The following is an 18,118-nucleotide window of genomic DNA, read 5'->3' on the forward strand; positions in this document are numbered from 1 at the left end:
AGCTTGCCTCGCGATCTTTTGATCTTTAAAAGATCGCGAGGCAAGCTCGCTCCTACAGGGGCTGGCAGGATCAAAAAAATACCCCGTGAAGGCCGGGCCTTCACGGGGTATCGGGACAACCGTTTAACGCTTAACCGTGCAGGTACAGCGTTGCGTGTTGTACCAGTTCCAGCATCGGTTGTGGGTACACACCCAGTACGAATACCAGAATCGAAACCGCCAGCAGCATCACGCCACCTGCTTTCTGCTCCCAGTTCAGCGGAGCATCGTGGCGATGCAGTTTTGGCTCGACCAGGTACAGGGTCACCATCACGCGCAGGTAGTAGAACACGCCAATGGCGCTACCCAGGATCAGGGAACCGACCAGCCACCATTGGTGAGCTTCAACGCCGGTCGCAATGATGTAGAACTTGCCGATAAAGCCAGCGGTCAGCGGGATACCGGCCAAGGACAGCATCATCACGGTCAGTACGGCGGTCATGTAAGGACGGCGCCAGAACAGGCCGCGGTACTCGTACAGTGCGTCTGCGTCACGGCCTTTGTACGGCGACGACATCATGGTAATGACGCCGAACGCACCGAGGCTGGTGAGCACGTAGGTGATCAGGTACACGCCGATCGCTTCAACGGCCATGCCTTTGCTCGCAATCAGGGCGATCAGCAGGTAGCCAAAGTGGGCGATGGACGAGAAACCCAGCAGACGCTTGAGGTTGTTTTGGGTCAGGGCCAGCAGGTTACCGAACAGGATCGAAGCAATCGCGATCACGGTCAGTACGTCGCTCATCACACCGGTAGTGGCGGCCGGGGAGATCTGGAACAAACGCACGATGACGGCAAACACGGCAACTTTCGAAGCGGTGGCCAGGAAAGCCGCCACAGGCGCCGGAGCACCTTCGTACACGTCTGGGGTCCAGAGGTGGAACGGTACCAGCGACAGTTTAAAGGCCAGACCCACCAGCATCATGCCCAGACCCAGCTGTGCGATGGCGCTTGGCGCGCCAGTCGATGCCAGGGCGTGGCCGATACCGTTGAAGCTCAGGCTACCGGCTTCGGCGTACAGCAGGGCCATACCGAACAGCAGGAACGCAGAACCTGCAGCCGACAGCACCATGTACTTGATACCGGCTTCCAGCGAACGCTTGTTGAAGAAGGCGTAAGCCACCAGGCCGTAGACCGGAACCGAGAGCAACTCCAGGCCGATGAACAAGCCCGCCAGGTGTTGCGCGCTCACCAGCACTATACCGCCAGCCGCAGCCAGCAGGATCAGCAGGTAAAGCTCTTCGCGGTTGCCCGGGTAGCCGGTGCCGCCTTCGCCCAGGTAAGCATGGGCGAGGGTGACGCAGGCTAGGGTCGAGACCAGGATCAGCCCGGTGTACAGATAGGCAAAGTTGTCCATCATCAACAGCGGGGTGACAGCCAGCGGTGCCACTTTTAATGCCGGGAAAATCGACAGCAGTGCCAGGTTAAGACCCGCCACCGAAAGCAGGAAGGTCTGTGAGTGGTTGCGGCGCCACGCGATTGCCAGCATCACCACCACAACGGTGAGGCTGGTAATCAGCAGTGGAGCAAGCGCGATAAAGTGTTGGATCGTGAATTCCATAGCGCTCTTACCGGGCCGAAGCGAGTTGAGTGAAGGCGGTGCCGAGCCATTGCTGCACGCCATGCATGGTCGCAGCAGAGGTATCGAGGAACGGTTGCGGGTACACGCCGATGAAAATCAGCAGAACCGCCAGACCGAGCACCATGATCAGTTCACGTGCATCCATGCCGGCCAGTACCGCGTCAGACTTGGACGGGCCGAAGTAGGCGCGGTGAATCATGATCAGCGAGTAGACCGAACCAAACACCAGACCGGTTGTTGCAATCGCCGTGACCCAAGGGAAACTGGCGAACGAGCCCATCAGAATCAGGAACTCACCGACGAAGTTGCCGGTACCCGGCAAGCCCAGCGACGCTGCGGCGAAGAACAGGCTGATGGCCGGCAGGTAAGCAATTTTCGACCACAAGCCGCCCATTTCACGCATGTCACGGGTGTGCAGGCGTTCGTACAGTTGGCCGCTGAGGATAAACAGCGCCGCTGCCGAAACACCGTGCGCCAGCATCTGGATCACCGCACCTTGCAAGGCCAGCAAGCTACCGGAGTAGATACCGATCAGGACGAAGCCCATGTGCGAAACGCTGGAGAAGGCGATCAGACGCTTGATGTCGGTTTGGGCGAAGGCCAGGAAAGCACCGTAGAAAATCCCGATCAGACCCAGGGTCATGGCGATCGGCGCAAACTCGGCTGAAGCATTCGGGAACAGCGGCAAGGCGAAACGCAGCAGACCATAGGCCGCAGTTTTCAGCAGGATACCGGCCAGGTCGACTGAACCTGCAGTAGGTGCCTGAGCGTGAGCATCAGGCAGCCAGGAGTGGAACGGTACCACCGGCAGCTTCACGGCAAAGGCAATGAAGAAGCCCAGCATCAGGATGTACTCGGTGGTGAGCGACATCTTGGTCTTTAGCAACTCGGCATAGCTGAAGGTCAGCACGCCAGTGTCGTTGTAGTTGACCAACACCAGACCCAGGATCGCCACCAACATGATCAGGCCGGAAGCCTGAGTGAAGATGAAGAACTTGGTCGCGGCGTAGATACGGGTTTTTTTGCCGTCGGACGAGCTGTGACCCCAGAGCGCGATGAGGAAGTACATCGGCACCAGCATCATTTCCCAGAAGAAGAAGAACATGAACAGGTCGATGGCGAGGAACACGCCCACCACGCCGCCCAGGATCCACATCAGGTTCAGGTGGAAGAAGCCCACGTGACGCTGAATTTCTTTCCAGGAACACAGTACCGACAACACGCCCAACAGGCCGGTCAGCAGGATCATCAGCAGCGACAGGCCGTCCAGCGCCAGGTGCACGCTGATGCCGAAGCGCTCGATCCAGGTGTGCTGGAACTCAAGCGCCCACGCCGGGGCAGCGCCCGGGTTCGGTGCCAGATGGTAGTCCCCGTGCGCCCACAGCCAAAGGCCAAGGGCAAGTTCGAGGGACATGGTCAGCAACGCAATCCAGCGTGGCAGGGTAGGGCCGAAGCGCTCACCCAGCCAGCACAGCAGGCCGCCGATAAAGGGGATCAGGATTAGCCAAGGCAGAATCATGACGGGCTCAATTCCTTTCGCAATGTCGAAGGTTCATATCAGACCGCTACCAGTACGATGGCGCCCATGACCAGTACAGCACCGGCGGCCATGGAAGCAGCGTACCAACGCAGTTGACCGGTTTCGCTGCGGCTCAGGGCGTTATGCCCGGCCTTGGCCATCTGCGGGATCAAACCAATGGTCTGGTCCAGCGGATCTTTGCGCAGCACGCGGCAGATCAACAGGTACGGTTTGACGAACAGTTTGTCGTACAGCCAGTCGAAGCCCCAGGCAGCGAACCACCAGGCCGAGAGGAAGCGACCGATGCCGCTATTGGCAACAGCGGTAACGAAACGACGTTTGCCCAGGTACAGCAGTGCCGCGAGCAGGATACCGGCCAGGGCGATAGCACCCGAGGCGATTTCCAGGCTGTGCTTGGCTTCGCCGCCTGCATGGCCAACGCTTTGTGGCAGTACGCCAGCCAACGGAGGCGTGATCAGGGCGCCGATGAAGGTCGACAGCACGATCAGGATGCTCAGTGGCAGCCAGTAGGTAACGCCATGGCCTGCGTGGGCTTCAGTCTTGGCTTCACCGTGGAAGGTGACGAAGATCAGACGGAAGGTGTACAGCGAGGTCATGAACGCACCCGCCAGACCGGCATACAGCAGACCGCTGTGACCGCTGGCGAAGGCTTCCCAAAGAATTTCGTCCTTGGAGTAGAAGCCTGCTGTCAGCAATGGCAAGGCCGACAAGGCCGCGCCGCCGACGATGAAGCTGGCGTAAGCCAGTGGCAGTTTTTTCCACAGGCCGCCCATCTTGAAGATGTTCTGTTCGTGGTGGCAGGCAACAATCACCGCACCCGATGCAAGGAACAGCAGGGCCTTGAAGAAGGCGTGGGTCATCAGGTGGAAAATAGCCCCGTCCCAGGCGCCAACGCCCAGCGCCAGGAACATGTAGCCGATCTGGCTCATGGTCGAATAGGCGAGGATACGTTTGATGTCGGTTTGAACCAGCGCTGCGAAACCTGCCAGCACCAGTGTCACACCGCCGACGATACCGACCAGGTGCAGCACTTCAGGGGCCAGGGTGAACAGACCGTGGGTCCGCGCGATCAGGTAAACACCGGCGGTTACCATGGTTGCGGCGTGGATCAGTGCCGAAACCGGTGTCGGGCCCGCCATCGCGTCTGCCAACCAGGTTTGCAGGGGCAGTTGTGCCGATTTACCGACCGCACCACCCAGCAGCATCAGGGTCGCCAGAACGATCCAGAAGTCACCGGCCTGGAATTTCTGCGGCGCCAGCACCAGCAGTTCCTGAATGTTCAGCGTGCCCAACTGTTGGAACAGGATGAACAGGCCGATGGCCAGGAACACGTCACCGATACGGGTCACGATAAAGGCTTTGAGTGCGGCGTTACCGTTGTTGCGGTTGCTGTAGTAGAAACCGATCAACAGGTAAGAGCACAGGCCCACGCCTTCCCAACCGAAGTACACGAACAACAGGTTATCGGCCAGGATCAGGAACAGCATGCTGGCGATAAACAGGTTGGTGTAGGAGAAGAAGCGCGAGTAGCCGTCTTCACCGCGCATGTACCAGGAGGCAAACACGTGGATCAGGAAGCCCACGCCGACAACGACGCCGAGCATGGTCACTGCCAGGCCGTCGAGGTACAGGGTGAAGCTAGGCTTGAAGTCGCCTACCGACATCCACTGCCACAGCACTTGGCTGTAGTGGCCGCCTTCGGGTGGCGCAACGTTGAATTGCCAGATCACGTACGCGGCAACAATGGCCGACAGGCCAATGGAACCGACGCCGATCAGTGCCGAGAGGTTTTCGCTGAAGCGTCCACGGGAGAACGACAGCAGCAAAAAGCCGATCAGGGGGAATACGAAAGTCAGAAAGAGAAGGTTCATCCGCGCATCTCACTGGCAGCATCGATATCAAGCGTGTGGAAGCGGCGATACAGTTGCAGCAAGATCGCCAGGCCAATACTGGCCTCGGCAGCTGCCAGGGTGATCACCAGGATGAACATCACTTGTCCATCCGGCTGCGCCCAACGTGCACCGGCAACAATGAACGCCAGTGCAGCGGCGTTCATCATGATTTCCAGACTCATCAATACGAAGAGAATGTTACGGCGAACCATCAGTCCAACCAGACCGAGGCAGAACAGTACGCCTGCTACCGCAAGCCCGTGTTCCAAAGGTATTCCAGGCATCTTATTGCTCCTTCGCCTCAGTGCGGCCCAAGTGGAACGCCGTCACCGCTGCAGCCAGCAGCAGCATCGAGGCGAGTTCGACCACCAGCAGATACGGGCCGAACAGGCTGATGCCCACGGCTTTTGCATCAATGGTGGTTTGACCGATAGCCGCGCCGCTCTGGTGAGCGAACAGCACATACAGCAGTTCAGCCAGCAGCAAGGCCGACAGAATGCTCGGGCCAACCCATATGCCGGGCTTGAGCCAGTGGCGTTCTTGCGTCACCGAGGCCGGGCCCTGGTTGAGCATCATCACCACGAACACAAACAGCACCATGATGGCACCGGCGTAGGCGATCACTTCGAGCACACCGGCAAACGGTGCGCCGAGGCTGAAAAAGGTCATCGCCACGGCAATCAGCGAAATAATCAGGTAGAGCAGGGCGTGCACAGGGTTGGTGTTGGTGATCACGCGTAGCGTGGACACGACAGCGACACCCGATGCGAAATAGAAAGCGAATTCCATCGTTCTTCCTTAAGGCAGCAAGCTCTTCACGTTGATCGGCTCGGCTTCGTTCTGGGCAGCGCCTTTCGGCTTGCCTTCTACGGCCATACCCGCAACACGATAGAAGTTGTAATCAGGGTTCTTGCCCGGGCCGGAGATCAGCAGATCTTCCTTCTCGTAGACCAGATCCTGACGTTTGAACTCGGCCATTTCGAAATCCGGTGTCAGCTGGATCGCGGTGGTCGGGCAGGCTTCCTCACACAGACCGCAGAAAATGCAGCGTGAGAAGTTGATGCGGAAGAACTCCGGGTACCAGCGGCCATCTTCGGTTTCGGCTTTTTGCAGCGAGATGCAGCCCACCGGGCACGCTACGGCGCACAGGTTACAGGCTACACAACGCTCTTCGCCGTCCGGGTCGCGGGTCAGGACGATTCGGCCACGGTAACGCGGTGGCAGATAGACCGGTTCTTCCGGGTATTGCAGCGTGTCACGCTTGCGGAAGGCATGGCCAAACACCATCACCAAGCTGCGAAGCTGGGTGTAGGTGCCATGCACGATGTCAAACAGGTACTTGAACATGGGTCTCTATCCTCACTGAACCGCGACTGCAGGCGTGTTCATCAACACGATTGCAGCGGTTACCAGCAAATTGATCAGGGTCAGCGGCAGGCAGAACTTCCAGCTGAAATCCATCACTTGGTCATACCGTGGACGCGGAATAGAAGCGCGCAGCAGGATGAAGATCATGATGAAAAACGCGGTCTTCAGGGCGAACCAGATAAACGGGATCTGCGGCAGGATGCCGAAAGGCCCGTGCCAGCCACCGAAGAACAAAGTCACCAGCAACGCCGAGATCAACACGATCCCGATGTACTCACCCACGAAGAACATGCCCCATTTCATGCCGGCGTATTCAATGTGGTAACCATCGGCCAGTTCCTGTTCTGCTTCTGGCTGGTCGAAGGGGTGACGGTGAGTCACAGCGACGCCAGCGATGAAGAAGGTCAGGAAACCGAAGATCTGCGGAATGATGAACCACAGGTTCTGCGCTTGGTATTCAACGATGTCGCGCATGTTGAACGAACCAACCTGCACCACGATGCCCATCAGCGACAGGCCCATGAACACTTCGTACGACACGGTTTGTGCCGAAGCACGCAAGCTGCCGAGCAGGGCGAACTTGTTATTACTGGACCAGCCAGCGAACAACACCGCGTACACCGACAGACCGGCCATGGCGAAGAAGAACAGGATACCGATGTTCAGATCCGCCACGCCCCAGGTCGGGGTGATCGGGATAATCGCAAAGGCGATGAGCAAGGCGCTCATGGCCACAACCGGTGCCAGGGTGAAGATCATCTTGTCGGCAAACGGAGGGGTCCAGTCTTCCTTGAAGAACATCTTGATCATGTCGGCAGCGATCTGAAACGCGCCGAACGGGCCTACGCGGTTCGGACCGTAACGGTCTTGCCAGAGGGCGAGCAAACGACGCTCGACCCAGCTCAGCAGCGCGCCGCACACCACCACGGCGAGCAGGATCACGATGGCCTGCACCACCGTGATGATCACGTCGATCACTTCAGGCGTAAACCAGCTCATTGGGCTGCCTCCTGCAAACCGTCAACGGTAAGGCCAAAGATAGCCGGCGGAATACCAGGCAGACCGGCTGGCAATGCCACCAGACCTGCACCCAGCTCTTCGTTGATACGCAGCGGCAGACGCAGGGTCAGGCCGGCCACGTTCAAGCTCAGCAGCGCGCCGTCGTTGACACCCAGACGGTCGGCTTCGGACTTGGCCAGGGCCACGTAAGCAGCAGGGATACGCTCTTGCACTGGCGCGGCTTTCGAAGAATTCTCTTCGCTGCCCAGCAGGTGATAGAACGGCACCACTTGCCAGGTGCCACGTGCCGGGTTGAACGCGCCCGGAATGTTGGCAGACCAGCTCAGTGCATCACCTTTGCTTTCGATCAGGCGGGTGCCCGGGTCGCCAGCGCGGATGTGACCACCGACTTCGTCCTGGAACTTGTTCCACGCTTGTGGCGAGTTCCAGCCCGGCGACCAGGCGAATGGCACTTGTTTACGCGGTTCTACCGAGCCCGAGTAACCTTCCATCGAGAACGCGAACGCGGTGTCCGGGTCTTGTGGAATACGTGGCTCGTGCACGCTGATGTTGGCGCGCATGGCCGTGCGGCCGCTGTAACGTAGCGGTTCACGGGCCAGTTTCAAACCTTTGATACGGAACGCAGCGGACGGCGCAGCATCAACGATCTGGGCCAGCTCCGGGGTGCTGGCAGCAGTGGCTTGAGTCACGTGGTCGAGCAGAGTCCAGTCAACCGGCTTGTTTAGCAGGGTGCTGCGCAGGGCATGCAGCCAGCGCCAGCCTTCGTGGATCAAAATGCTCGAATCCAGGTATCGCGGCTCGTAGACCTGGAAGAAGCGCTGGGCGCGGCCTTCCTGGCTGACCAGGGTACCGTCGCCTTCGGCGAAGCTGGCCGCTGGCAGAACCAGGTCAGCGCGGTCTGTGGTCGCGGTCTTTTGATGATCGGCAACGATGACGACTTTGGCAGCGTCCAGTGCCGCATTGACCTTGATCGCGTCAACACGGGTGAACAGGTCGTTTTCCAGCACCACGATGGCATCGGCTTTGCCGTCGATAACGGCTTGCAGCGCCGCATCAACCGAATCACCGCCGAGCATGGCCAGGCCGAGGCTGTTGGCCTCTGGCACTACCAAGCTGATGGAGCCGGCTTTCTCACGCAGGTGCAGGGCCTTGGCGATGTTGCCTGCGGCTTCGATCAGGGCCTTGGAGCCCAGCGAAGTACCGGCTACGATCAGTGGGCGTTTGGCCGCGAGCAGGGCATCAGCGATGCGCTGGGCCAGCTCAAGGGCTTCGGCGTCCAGGCCCGGTACGGCCGGAGCACTGGCGTCGATGGCGTGAGCCACGGCGAAACCGATGCGCGCCAGGTCTTCCGGGGCGGCGTGTACACACTCTTCAGCCACGTCATCGAGCTTGGTTTCAGCCAGGCTGGCGATAAACAGCGGGTTCAGCGCGTGCTGGCCGATGTTTTTCACCGCAGCGTCGAGCCAAGGCTGAACGCGCATGGCGTCGGCCATGTCTTCAGCTTTGCCCTTGACCGATTGACGCAGCGACAGCGCCATACGGGCGGCGGTCTGGGTCAGGTCTTCACCCAGTACGAACACGGCGTCGTGATCTTCGATCTCGCGCAGGTTAGGCACAGGCAACGGGCTGTCTTTCAAGACTTGCAGCACCAGACGGATGCGCTCCAGCTCAGCGGCTTCGATGCCGGAGTAGAAGTGCTCGGCGCCGACCAGTTCAAGCAACGCGTAGTTGCTTTCGAGGCTGGCACGTGGCGAACCGATGCCGACGATGTTGCGACCGCGCAGCAGTTCGGCCGCTTTGTCCAGCGCCGCGTCCAGGCCCAGCTTGGTGCCGTCGGCCAGCAGCGGCTGACGTGGGCGGTCGGTGCGGTTGACGTAGCCATAGCCGAAACGGCCACGGTCACACAGGAAGTACTGGTTCACCGAACCGTTGAAACGGTTTTCGATGCGGCGCAGCTCGCCATAACGTTCGCCCGGGCTGATGTTGCAGCCGCTGGAGCAACCGTGGCAGATGCTTGGCGCGAATTGCATGTCCCACTTACGGTTGTAGCGCTCGGAGTGAGTCTTGTCGGTGAACACACCGGTCGGGCAGACCTCGGTAAGGTTGCCGGAGAACTCGCTTTCAAGCACGCCGTCTTCAACGCGACCGAAGTACACGTTGTCGTGAGCGCCGAACACACCCAGGTCGGTACCGCCTGCGTAGTCTTTGTAGTAGCGCACGCAGCGATAGCAGGCGATGCAGCGGTTCATCTCGTGAGCGATGAACGGGCCGAGTTCCTGGTTCTGGTGGGTGCGCTTGGTGAAGCGATAACGGCGCTCGTTGTGGCCGGTCATCACGGTCATGTCTTGCAGGTGGCAGTGACCGCCTTCTTCGCACACAGGGCAGTCGTGCGGGTGGTTGGTCATCAGCCATTCGACGACGCTGGCGCGAAACACTTTCGCTTCTTCGTCTTCGATGGAAATCCAGCTTCCGTCAGTGGCCGGGGTCATGCAGGACATGACGATACGACCACGGGTGTCGTTCTCGTCGGTGTACTGCTTGACTGCGCACTGGCGGCAGGCGCCGACGCTGCCCAGGGCAGGGTGCCAGCAGAAATACGGAATATCGAGTCCTAGCGACAAACAGGCCTGTAACAGGTTGTCTGCCCCATCGACTTCGAGCTCTTTGCCGTCTACGTGGATAGTGGCCATGGTTCAAAGTTCTTCGTTGGCCCGGTGTCAGCGGGCGTGGCTAATGGAATCTTGTTATGCGTTCGAATCAACACAGCCTTTACGGCGTCATCGAACGATCAAAGGGTGGTACGGACCACCCTCAGTCAAAGCGTTACGCGCCGATTACAATCGGGCGAGCCAGCGGTACGGCGCCAGGTTTTGCTTGCGCAATACCGGCTTCGAACTCTGGACGGAAGTACTTGATCGCGCTGCCCAATGGCTCCACGGCGCCCGGTGCGTGAGCACAGAAGGTTTTGCCTGGGCCGAGGAAACCGACCAGACCCAGCAGGGTCTCGATATCGCCGGGCTGACCTTCGCCTTTCTCGAGGGCCATCAAGAGCTTGACGCTCCATGGCAAACCATCACGGCAAGGGGTGCAGAAACCGCACGATTCACGGGCAAAGAACTGTTCCATGTTGCGCAGCAGGGAGACCATGTTGACGCTGTCGTCGACCGCCATCGCCAGGCCCGTACCCATACGGGTACCGACTTTGCCGATGCCGCCGGCGTACATTTGTGCGTCCAGGTGCTCTGGCAGCAGGAAGCCGGTACCGGCGCCGCCTGGCTGCCAGCACTTGAGCTTGAAGCCGTCGCGCATGCCACCGGCGTAGTCTTCGAACAGCTCGCGTGCGGTGATGCCGAACGGCAGTTCCCACAGGCCAGGGTTCTTCACTTTGCCGGAGAAGCCCATCAGCTTGGTGCCGTGGTCTTCGCTGCCTTCGCGGGCGAGGGATTTGTACCAGTCAACGCCGTTGCCAATAATGGCCGGTACGTTGCACAGGGTTTCTACGTTGTTCACGCAGGTCGGCTTGCCCCATACGCCCACAGCGGCCGGGAAGGGCGGCTTGGAACGCGGGTTGGCGCGACGGCCTTCGAGGGAGTTGATCAGTGCGGTTTCTTCGCCGCAGATGTAACGCCCTGCGCCGGTGTGCACGAACAGTTCGAAGTCAAAGCCCGAACCGAGGATGTTCTTGCCCAGCAGGCCGGCTGCCTTGGCTTCTTCGACCGCACGACGCAGGTGCACGGCGGCGGTGGTGTATTCACCGCGCAGGAAGATGTAGCCACGGTAGGTTTTAAGCGCGCGAGCACTGATCAGCATGCCTTCGATCAGCAGATGGGGCAGTTGCTCCATCAGCATGCGGTCTTTCCAGGTGTTGGGTTCCATTTCATCGGCGTTACACAGCAGGTAACGGATGTTCATGGATTCGTCTTTAGGCATCAGCCCCCACTTCACGCCCGTGGGGAAGCCCGCACCACCACGACCCTTGAGGCCCGCGTCTTTCACGGTCTGGACGATATCGTCCTGCGCCATGTCCGCGAACGCCTTGCGCGCCGCCGCGTAGCCGTCTTTGGCCTGGTACTCGTCGAGCCATACAGGCTCGCCGTCGTCACGCAGGCGCCAGGTCAGCGGGTGGGTTTCTGCCGAACGCGCAATGCGGTTGGCAGGGCCGAAAGAAGTCAGGGTCATGGGTAGCCCTCCAACAACGTAGCGACGCCAGCAGGCTGCACGTCACCGAATGTGTCGTCGTCGATCATCAACGCCGGCGCCTTGTCGCAGTTGCCCAGGCAGCACACCGGCAGCAGCGTGAAGCGGCCGTCCGGAGTGGTCTGGCCCAGGCCGATGCCCAGCTTGCTCTGGATTTCGCCAACCACGGACTCGTGGCCACCGATGTAGCACACCATGCTGTCGCACACGCGAATGATGTGGCGGCCCACCGGCTGACGGAAGATCTGGCTATAGAACGTCGCTACGCCTTCAACGTCGCTGGCTGGAATGCCGAGCAGTTCGCCGATGGCGTAGACCGCGCCATCCGGCACCCAGCCGCGTTCCTTCTGAACGATCTTCAGGGCTTCGATCGACGCTGCGCGTGGATCTTCGTAGTGATGCATCTCGTGCTCGATGGCCGAGCGCTCGGTTTCGCTCAGGGCGAAACGGTCTGTCTGGATAAGCGTGCTGTTCATGCTTAGCGGTCCACGTCGGCCATAACGAAATCGATACTCCCCAGGTACGCAATCAAGTCCGCGACCATTTCGCCTTTGATCACCGAAGGGATCTGCTGCAAATGGGCGAAGCTTGGGGTGCGAATCCGGGTGCGGTAGCTCATGGTGCCGCCATCGCTCGTCAGGTAGTAACTGTTGATGCCCTTGGTCGCTTCGATCATCTGGAAGGATTCGTTGGCCGGCATGACCGGGCCCCACGAAACTTGCAGGAAGTGCGTGATCAAGGTCTCGATGTGCTGCAGCGTGCGCTCTTTAGGCGGCGGCGTGGTCAGCGGGTGATCCGCCTTGTACGGGCCGGCTGGCATGTTGCGCATGCACTGCTCGATGATTTTCAGGCTCTGGCGCATTTCTTCGACGCGCACGATGCAGCGGTCGTAGGCATCGCCATTGGCTGCCAGCGGGACTTCGAATTCGAAGTTCTCGTAGCCGGAGTACGGACGCGCTTTACGTACGTCGAAGTCGCAACCGGTGGACCGCAGGCCAGCACCGGTGACGCCCCATTCCAGGGCCTCTTTGGTGTTGTACTGGGCGACGCCGATGGTACGGCCACGCAGAATGCTGTTGTCCAATGCGGCTTTTTGGTATTCGTCCAGACGCTTGGGCATCCACTCGACGAATTCCTTGACCAGACGTTCCCAGCCATTTGGCAGGTCGTGGGCAACGCCACCGATGCGATACCAGGCCGGGTGCAGACGGAAACCGGTGATGGCTTCGATCACTTTGTAAGCGCGCTGACGGTCGGTGAAGGTAAAGAACACCGGGGTCATGGCGCCCACGTCCTGGATGTAGGTACCCAGGAACAGCAGGTGGCTGGTGATACGGAAGAACTCGGCCATCATGATGCGGATGGTGTCGACCCGGTCCGGCACCTTGATCCCGGCGAGCTTCTCGACCGAGAGCACGTACGGCAGGTTGTTCATCACGCCGCCGAGGTAGTCGATACGGTCGGTGTACGGGATGAAACTGTGCCAGGACTGGCGCTCGGCCATTTTCTCGGCACCACGGTGGTGGTAGCCAATGTCTGGCACGCAGTCGACGATCTCTTCGCCGTCCAGTTGCAGAATGATGCGGAAGGCACCGTGAGCCGAAGGGTGGTTCGGGCCCAGGTTGAGGAACATGTAGTCCTCGTTTTCGCCGGACCGCTTCATGCCCCAGTCTTCAGGACGGAAGCGCGCGGCTTCTTCTTCCAGCTGTACCTTGGCCAGGGTCAGGCTGTACGGATCAAACTCGGTCGCACGCGCCGGGAAGTCCTTGCGCAGCGGGTGACCTTCCCAGGTCGGCGGCATCATGATGCGCGACAGGTGCGGGTGGCCTTTGAAGTCGATACCGAACATGTCCCAGACTTCACGCTCATACCAGTTGGCGTTTGGCCAGATACCGGTGATGGTCGGCAGGCTGAGGTCGCTCTCGGACAAGGCAACCTTAAGCATTACGTCACTATTACGCTCAAGCGACATCAGGTGGTAGAAGACCGTGAAGTCTGCACCCGATGGCAAGCCCTGACGCTTGGTACGCAGACGTTCGTCCACACCGTGCAAGTCATAGAGCATGACGTAAGGTTTTGGCAGGTTGCGCAGGAAGGTCAGTACTTCAACCAGTTTTGCGCGGGTAACCCAAAGCACCGGCATGCCGGTGCGTGTGGCCTGTGCGGTGAACGCTTCAGGGCCAAAACGGGTATTGAGTTCGACAACCACATCCTGGTCGTCAGCCTTGTAAGGCGGGATGTACAGAGCGGAGCCTGTAGTCATGGTTTTTTTATCGCTTTCGTTCAACGTAAAGAATGAAGCCAGTGTTTCGTTCTATTTATAGAAGCGGCGCTGGATCAGACTTCGTCGGGGCTGCGCAGGTTAGTGACCTGAATACGCTGTTCGCGGCGCTGTTCCTTTTGGGACGGCATCTCGGCGCGGTACACGCCTTGTTCGCCGACAACCCAGGAAAGTGGGCGACGCTCCTGGCCAATCGACTCTTGCAAGAGCATCAAGCCTTGCAGAAAAGCCTCTGGGCGGGGTGGGCAGCCTGGCACGTAAACGTCCACGGGCAGGAACTTGTCGACCCCTTGAACCACGGAGTAGATGTCGTACATGCCACCGGAGTTGGCGCAAGAACCCATGGAGATAACCCACTTAGGCTCAAGCATTTGCTCATAGAGACGCTGAATGATCGGCGCCATCTTGATGAAGCAGGTACCGGCAATAACCATGAAATCCGCCTGACGCGGCGATGCCCGGATCACTTCGGCGCCAAAGCGTGCGATGTCGTGGGGCGCCGTGAAGGCGGTGGTCATTTCCACGTAGCAGCACGACAGGCCGAAGTTGTACGGCCACAAGGAGTTTTTACGCCCCCAGTTGACCGTGCCGTTCAGCACGTCTTCCAGCTTGCCCATGAAAATGTTTTTGTGGACTTGATCTTCTAACGGATCGGCAACGGTTTCCCGATTGCCGATCGGGTATTGCTCGTTAGGAGCATCCGGGTCGATCCTGGTGAGTTCGTATTGCATTGCCAAAGCCTCATTGTTTCAGCTTGGCCTGCCGCTTACGACGAGCTTCCGGTGCCCAATCAAGAGCACCCACCCGAAATAGGTAGACAAGGCCTGCCAACAGAATTGCTATGAAAACGAGAGCTTCGACGAATCCGGTCCAGCCGCTTTCGCGAACAGACACAGACCATGCAAAGAGAAAGAGGGCTTCGATATCGAAGATCACGAACAGCATCGCGACCAGATAGAATTTTGCAGAGAGCCGCAAGCGGGCGCCACCGGTAGGCAGCATGCCGGACTCGAACGGTTCGTTTTTGCTGCGGCCCCAGGCTTTTGACCCAAGGAGGCTGGAGACGCCGAGCATGAAGGCGCAGAGGCCGACAACGCCGAGAAGGAAAATGGCAAAGCCCCAGTTGTGGGCTATGAGTCCTGTCGCTTCGGGCATGCTGGAAATCCTTAACAGAGAGCAAAGGTCTCTGAGCTTAAAAAGGTAATAAAGCAGTGACGATATGTCGCAGCGCTATTGATTGCCGGGATTTTATGGCTAAACACCCAGCAAGTAAATTTTCTAAGATGAATTAATTCAATCCTTTAGTGGTATAGCACTCCTTAAAGTCTGTGCAGGCCTTGTGTTCCGTGGATTACAGCGTGTTTCAAGGATTATGTTTTACGGCGCAGGTAATCAACAAAAGCAACTCTAAATGATAATTAATATCGTTTAAGTGCTGCGATGTTGTGACGCAGTACGGTTAATCCATTGAACTTGGCTTATATAGACGCACTTGGCAAGTTTTGAACTTGGCTTTGTAACCTGCTTCACGTTTCAGTTTATGGATCTGGGTCAGGGTTTTCGTGAATGCTCACCCCTCTGTAGGGGCGAGCTTGCCTTGTGATCTTTAAAAGATCAAAGGATCGCGAGACAAGCTCCCTCCTACAGGGTTGTTCGGGCACACAAAAAAACGCCCCGAACCAGTCGGGGCGCCAATCACTGAGGAGCAGCTATCAGTGGAACTGTTCTTCTTCGGTCGAGCCGGTCAGGGCGGTTACCGATGAAGAGCCACCTTGAATAACGGTGGTCATGTCGTCGAAGTAGCCGGTGCCCACTTCTTGTTGGTGCGCCACGAAGGTGTAGCCTTTTTCTGCGTCAGCGAATTCCTGCTCTTGCAGTTTCACGTAGGCGGTCATGTCGTTGCGGGCGTAGTCGTGCGCCAGGTTGAACATGCTGTGCCACATGTTGTGAATGCCGGCCAGGGTGATGAACTGGTGCTTGTAGCCCATGGCCGACAGCTCGCGCTGGAACTTGGCGATGGTCGCGTCGTCCAGGTTTTTCTTCCAGTTGAAGGAAGGCGAGCAGTTATACGACAGCAGTTGGTCCGGGTATTCCTTTTTGATCGCTTCGGCAAAGCGGCGTGCTTCTTCCAGGTCCGGTTTGGCGGTTTCACACCAGATCAGATCAGCGTAAGGAGCGTAGGCCAGGCCGCGGGCGATGGCTTGGTCCAGGCCTGCACGGACTTTGTAGAAGCCTTCTTTGGTGCGCTCGCCCGTTACGAATGGCTGGTCGTACGGATCGCAGTCAGACGTCAGCAGGTCAGCGGCGTTAGCGTCGGTACGGGCCAGGATAATGGTCGGTGTACCTGCCACGTCAGCAGCCAGACGCGCTGCAGTCAGCTTTTGTACGGCTTCCTGGGTAGGTACCAGTACTTTGCCGCCCATGTGGCCGCATTTTTTTACCGAGGCCAGTTGGTCTTCGAAGTGAACGCCGGCGGCGCCTGCTTCGATCATGTTCTTCATCAGCTCGTAAGCGTTCAGTACGCCGCCGAAACCGGCTTCAGCGTCCGCCACGATAGGAGCGAAGTAGTCGATGTAGCCTGCGTCACCCGGGTTCTTGCCGGCTTTCCACTGGATCTGGTCGGCACGACGGAACGAGTTGTTGATGCGCTTGACCACGGTTGGTACGGAGTCCACCGGGTACAGCGACTGATCGGGGTACATGGATTCAGCAGAGTTGTTGTCTGCTGCCACTTGCCAACCCGACAGGTAGATAGCCTGGATGCCGGCTTTAACCTGTTGAACTGCCTGGCCCCCGGTCAGGGCGCCCATGCAGTTGACGAAATCTTTCTCAGGACGGAAGGACGGGTGTGCGCCCTGTGTCACCAGTTTCCACAGCTTGTCAGCGCCCAATTTTGCAAAGGTGTGCTCGGGTTGAACCGAACCACGCAGGCGGACCACGTCAGCAGCGGAATAATCGCGTTTCACGCCTTTCCAGCGTGGGTTTTCGGCCCAGTCTTTTTCAAGGGCTGCAATTTGCTGTTCGCGTGTCAGTGCCATGGAGATAAACCTCGTCGCATAGGTCTGGGTTGAAAAATTTTGCTCCACCAGCACACAGCAATTTTGTTTGTGTAAGTGCGTGAATGGCTGCTCGCCAAGAGGCATCCAGGGCCCTTTTCCGGGGCTCTGATTGGCGGGAGCGGGGCCATCATGCCTTTGCATTTTTGTGTCGTCAAACACTTTGTAGTGCTTTTTTTGCAGCACTACATATTTAGTCTAATACGACCCATCAGTCAGTTTTGGGTCCTTTGGTCGAGAGTGTTGACTTTGACCCGTACCGTCATGTCGTTGCGCCCTTGAGTAGAGTAGGTAAGGGTTGTAGCGTTATTTTCGGTCTGGCTCTGGTTGCTGCTGCCTGCCACGATGATCCACTGGCCGAGGGGTCCGCTGATCTGTGTGTTGGCATTTTGCATGTTCACTACATCGGGGCGTTCCTGACTCATGGTGTCCAGGTGCGTACTAATCGCGAGGTGTACCGTTTCACCTGTGACGGTGGCGGTGACGAAAAATCCTTGGGTGACATCGCGGTATTCGGTCTGAGTGAGCAGTCGGCCATAGGCGTCTGTCTGGGTGCTGGTGAGGGGCACGCTCTGGCCGATCTGAATTTGTGCGGGGACACCTTCAGTGGCCTCGATTTGCTGAATGCCGCCTTCACGGCTGGCGGTGCTGATCACGCGGGTGTCTGAACTGGATTCGGGCAGGCTGTTGTCGCGGGTATCGACGCTAATTAACAAGCGCTTGGCGGGTGTGTCGAGTTGCGCCAGCAGGTTTTCCAGGTTTTGAATTTTCGAGGGGGCTGCTTCGACAATCAGTTGGTTGCCATAGGCGCTGACTTTCCCGTTTTTACCGATAAAGTTCTGCGCAATCGGCAGTAGATCGGCGCTTGTGCGGTTTTGTAAGGTAATGACTTTGGTATCGGCCAGTGCGCTCATGCTGAAGACCATGAGCAGGCTGGCGATGAAGGGGCGTAGGGACATGTCCGTTATCTCCGCAATACGTAAAAAGTATCTGCGGAGTGTGGCAGATAGCAAAACGCCCTGCGATCCGAAGATGGCAGGGCGTTTTGTTGTCACGCATGTGGGAGCGGGCTTGCTCGCGATGCAGACGACTCATTCTTTCTGCAAAGCAGCGTTATCCGTATCGCGAGCAAGCCCGCTCCCA

At 58.6% G+C, this 18,118-nt stretch carries 16 protein-coding genes; 1 reads left to right on the forward strand and 15 read right to left on the reverse strand.

The genetic code is table 11. From position 1 onward, the window contains the following. Positions 1 to 130: 130 nt before the first annotated feature. From nuoN to QMX84_RS22620, 15 genes are all read right to left on the reverse strand, one after another. Entirely contained in the window at positions 131 to 1,600 is a 1,470-nt protein-coding gene (nuoN, locus tag QMX84_RS22550; RefSeq protein WP_262123885.1) for an NADH-quinone oxidoreductase subunit NuoN, read from the reverse strand. A 7-nt stretch (positions 1,601 to 1,607) separates the two neighbouring features. Then, positions 1,608 to 3,140 carry an NADH-quinone oxidoreductase subunit M gene (gene nuoM, locus QMX84_RS22555; RefSeq protein ID WP_262123886.1) on the reverse strand — a complete coding sequence of 511 codons (1,533 nt, stop codon included), beginning with the start codon at positions 3,138 to 3,140 and terminating at the stop codon, positions 1,608 to 1,610. A 38-nt stretch (positions 3,141 to 3,178) separates the two neighbouring features. Beyond that, positions 3,179 to 5,032 carry an NADH-quinone oxidoreductase subunit L gene (nuoL, locus tag QMX84_RS22560; protein WP_048368556.1) on the reverse strand — a complete coding sequence of 618 codons (1,854 nt, stop codon included), beginning with the start codon at positions 5,030 to 5,032 and terminating at the stop codon, positions 3,179 to 3,181. Continuing rightward, on the reverse strand, positions 5,029 to 5,337 hold the full coding sequence (nuoK, locus tag QMX84_RS22565) for an NADH-quinone oxidoreductase subunit NuoK (protein ID WP_003446970.1): 309 nt from the start codon (positions 5,335 to 5,337) through the stop codon (positions 5,029 to 5,031). The genes nuoL and nuoK overlap by 4 nt, the downstream gene beginning before the upstream one ends. Position 5,338: 1 nt before the next feature. Continuing rightward, complete coding sequence (nuoJ, locus tag QMX84_RS22570) at positions 5,339 to 5,842, reverse strand: NADH-quinone oxidoreductase subunit J (protein ID WP_048368555.1); 504 nt, start codon at positions 5,840 to 5,842, stop codon at positions 5,339 to 5,341. 9 nt (positions 5,843 to 5,851) lie between these two features. Continuing rightward, positions 5,852 to 6,400, reverse strand: coding sequence for an NADH-quinone oxidoreductase subunit NuoI (nuoI, locus tag QMX84_RS22575; RefSeq protein ID WP_016780194.1), 549 nt, complete (start codon positions 6,398 to 6,400; stop codon positions 5,852 to 5,854). 12 nt (positions 6,401 to 6,412) lie between these two features. Further along, on the reverse strand, positions 6,413 to 7,420 hold the full coding sequence (gene nuoH / locus QMX84_RS22580; RefSeq protein ID WP_048368554.1) for an NADH-quinone oxidoreductase subunit NuoH: 1,008 nt from the start codon (positions 7,418 to 7,420) through the stop codon (positions 6,413 to 6,415). Further along, the gene (nuoG, locus tag QMX84_RS22585; RefSeq protein ID WP_048368553.1) at positions 7,417 to 10,131 is read right to left on the reverse strand and encodes an NADH-quinone oxidoreductase subunit NuoG; all 2,715 of its coding nucleotides are present in this window, start codon (positions 10,129 to 10,131) and stop codon (positions 7,417 to 7,419) included. The genes nuoH and nuoG overlap by 4 nt, the downstream gene beginning before the upstream one ends. Before the next feature lie 133 nt (positions 10,132 to 10,264). Further along, positions 10,265 to 11,620, reverse strand: a complete 1,356-nt coding sequence (nuoF, locus tag QMX84_RS22590; RefSeq protein WP_262123888.1) for an NADH-quinone oxidoreductase subunit NuoF — start codon at positions 11,618 to 11,620, stop codon at positions 10,265 to 10,267. Continuing rightward, on the reverse strand, positions 11,617 to 12,114 hold the full coding sequence (gene nuoE, locus QMX84_RS22595; protein ID WP_048368551.1) for an NADH-quinone oxidoreductase subunit NuoE: 498 nt from the start codon (positions 12,112 to 12,114) through the stop codon (positions 11,617 to 11,619). Before nuoE ends, nuoF begins: the two co-directional genes overlap by 4 nt. A 2-nt stretch (positions 12,115 to 12,116) precedes the next feature. After that, complete coding sequence (nuoC, locus tag QMX84_RS22600; RefSeq protein WP_262123890.1) at positions 12,117 to 13,901, reverse strand: NADH-quinone oxidoreductase subunit C/D; 1,785 nt, start codon at positions 13,899 to 13,901, stop codon at positions 12,117 to 12,119. 74 nt (positions 13,902 to 13,975) lie between these two features. Then, the gene (locus tag QMX84_RS22605; RefSeq protein WP_048368550.1) at positions 13,976 to 14,650 is read right to left on the reverse strand and encodes an NADH-quinone oxidoreductase subunit B; all 675 of its coding nucleotides are present in this window, start codon (positions 14,648 to 14,650) and stop codon (positions 13,976 to 13,978) included. Positions 14,651 to 14,660: 10 nt separating this feature from the next. After that, entirely contained in the window at positions 14,661 to 15,074 is a 414-nt protein-coding gene (locus tag QMX84_RS22610) for an NADH-quinone oxidoreductase subunit A (RefSeq protein WP_003446990.1), read from the reverse strand. Between the two features lie 557 nt (positions 15,075 to 15,631). Next, positions 15,632 to 16,957, reverse strand: coding sequence for an isocitrate lyase (aceA, locus tag QMX84_RS22615; protein ID WP_262123891.1), 1,326 nt, complete (start codon positions 16,955 to 16,957; stop codon positions 15,632 to 15,634). 233 nt (positions 16,958 to 17,190) lie between these two features. Continuing rightward, a complete protein-coding gene (locus QMX84_RS22620) occupies positions 17,191 to 17,934 on the reverse strand; it encodes a secretin N-terminal domain-containing protein (protein ID WP_262123892.1) in 744 nt (247 codons plus the stop codon). On the opposite strand from QMX84_RS22620, the gene QMX84_RS22625 reads away from it, so the two are divergent. Then, the coding region (locus QMX84_RS22625; protein ID WP_282364828.1) for a hypothetical protein at positions 17,933 to 18,118 on the forward strand (186 nt) is incomplete at its 3' end. The two genes, QMX84_RS22620 and QMX84_RS22625, sit on opposite strands and share 2 nt — an antisense overlap.

This window comes from Pseudomonas sp. PS01297 (genome assembly GCF_029959305.1).
GTDB lineage: Bacteria > Pseudomonadota > Gammaproteobacteria > Pseudomonadales > Pseudomonadaceae > Aquipseudomonas > Aquipseudomonas helleri.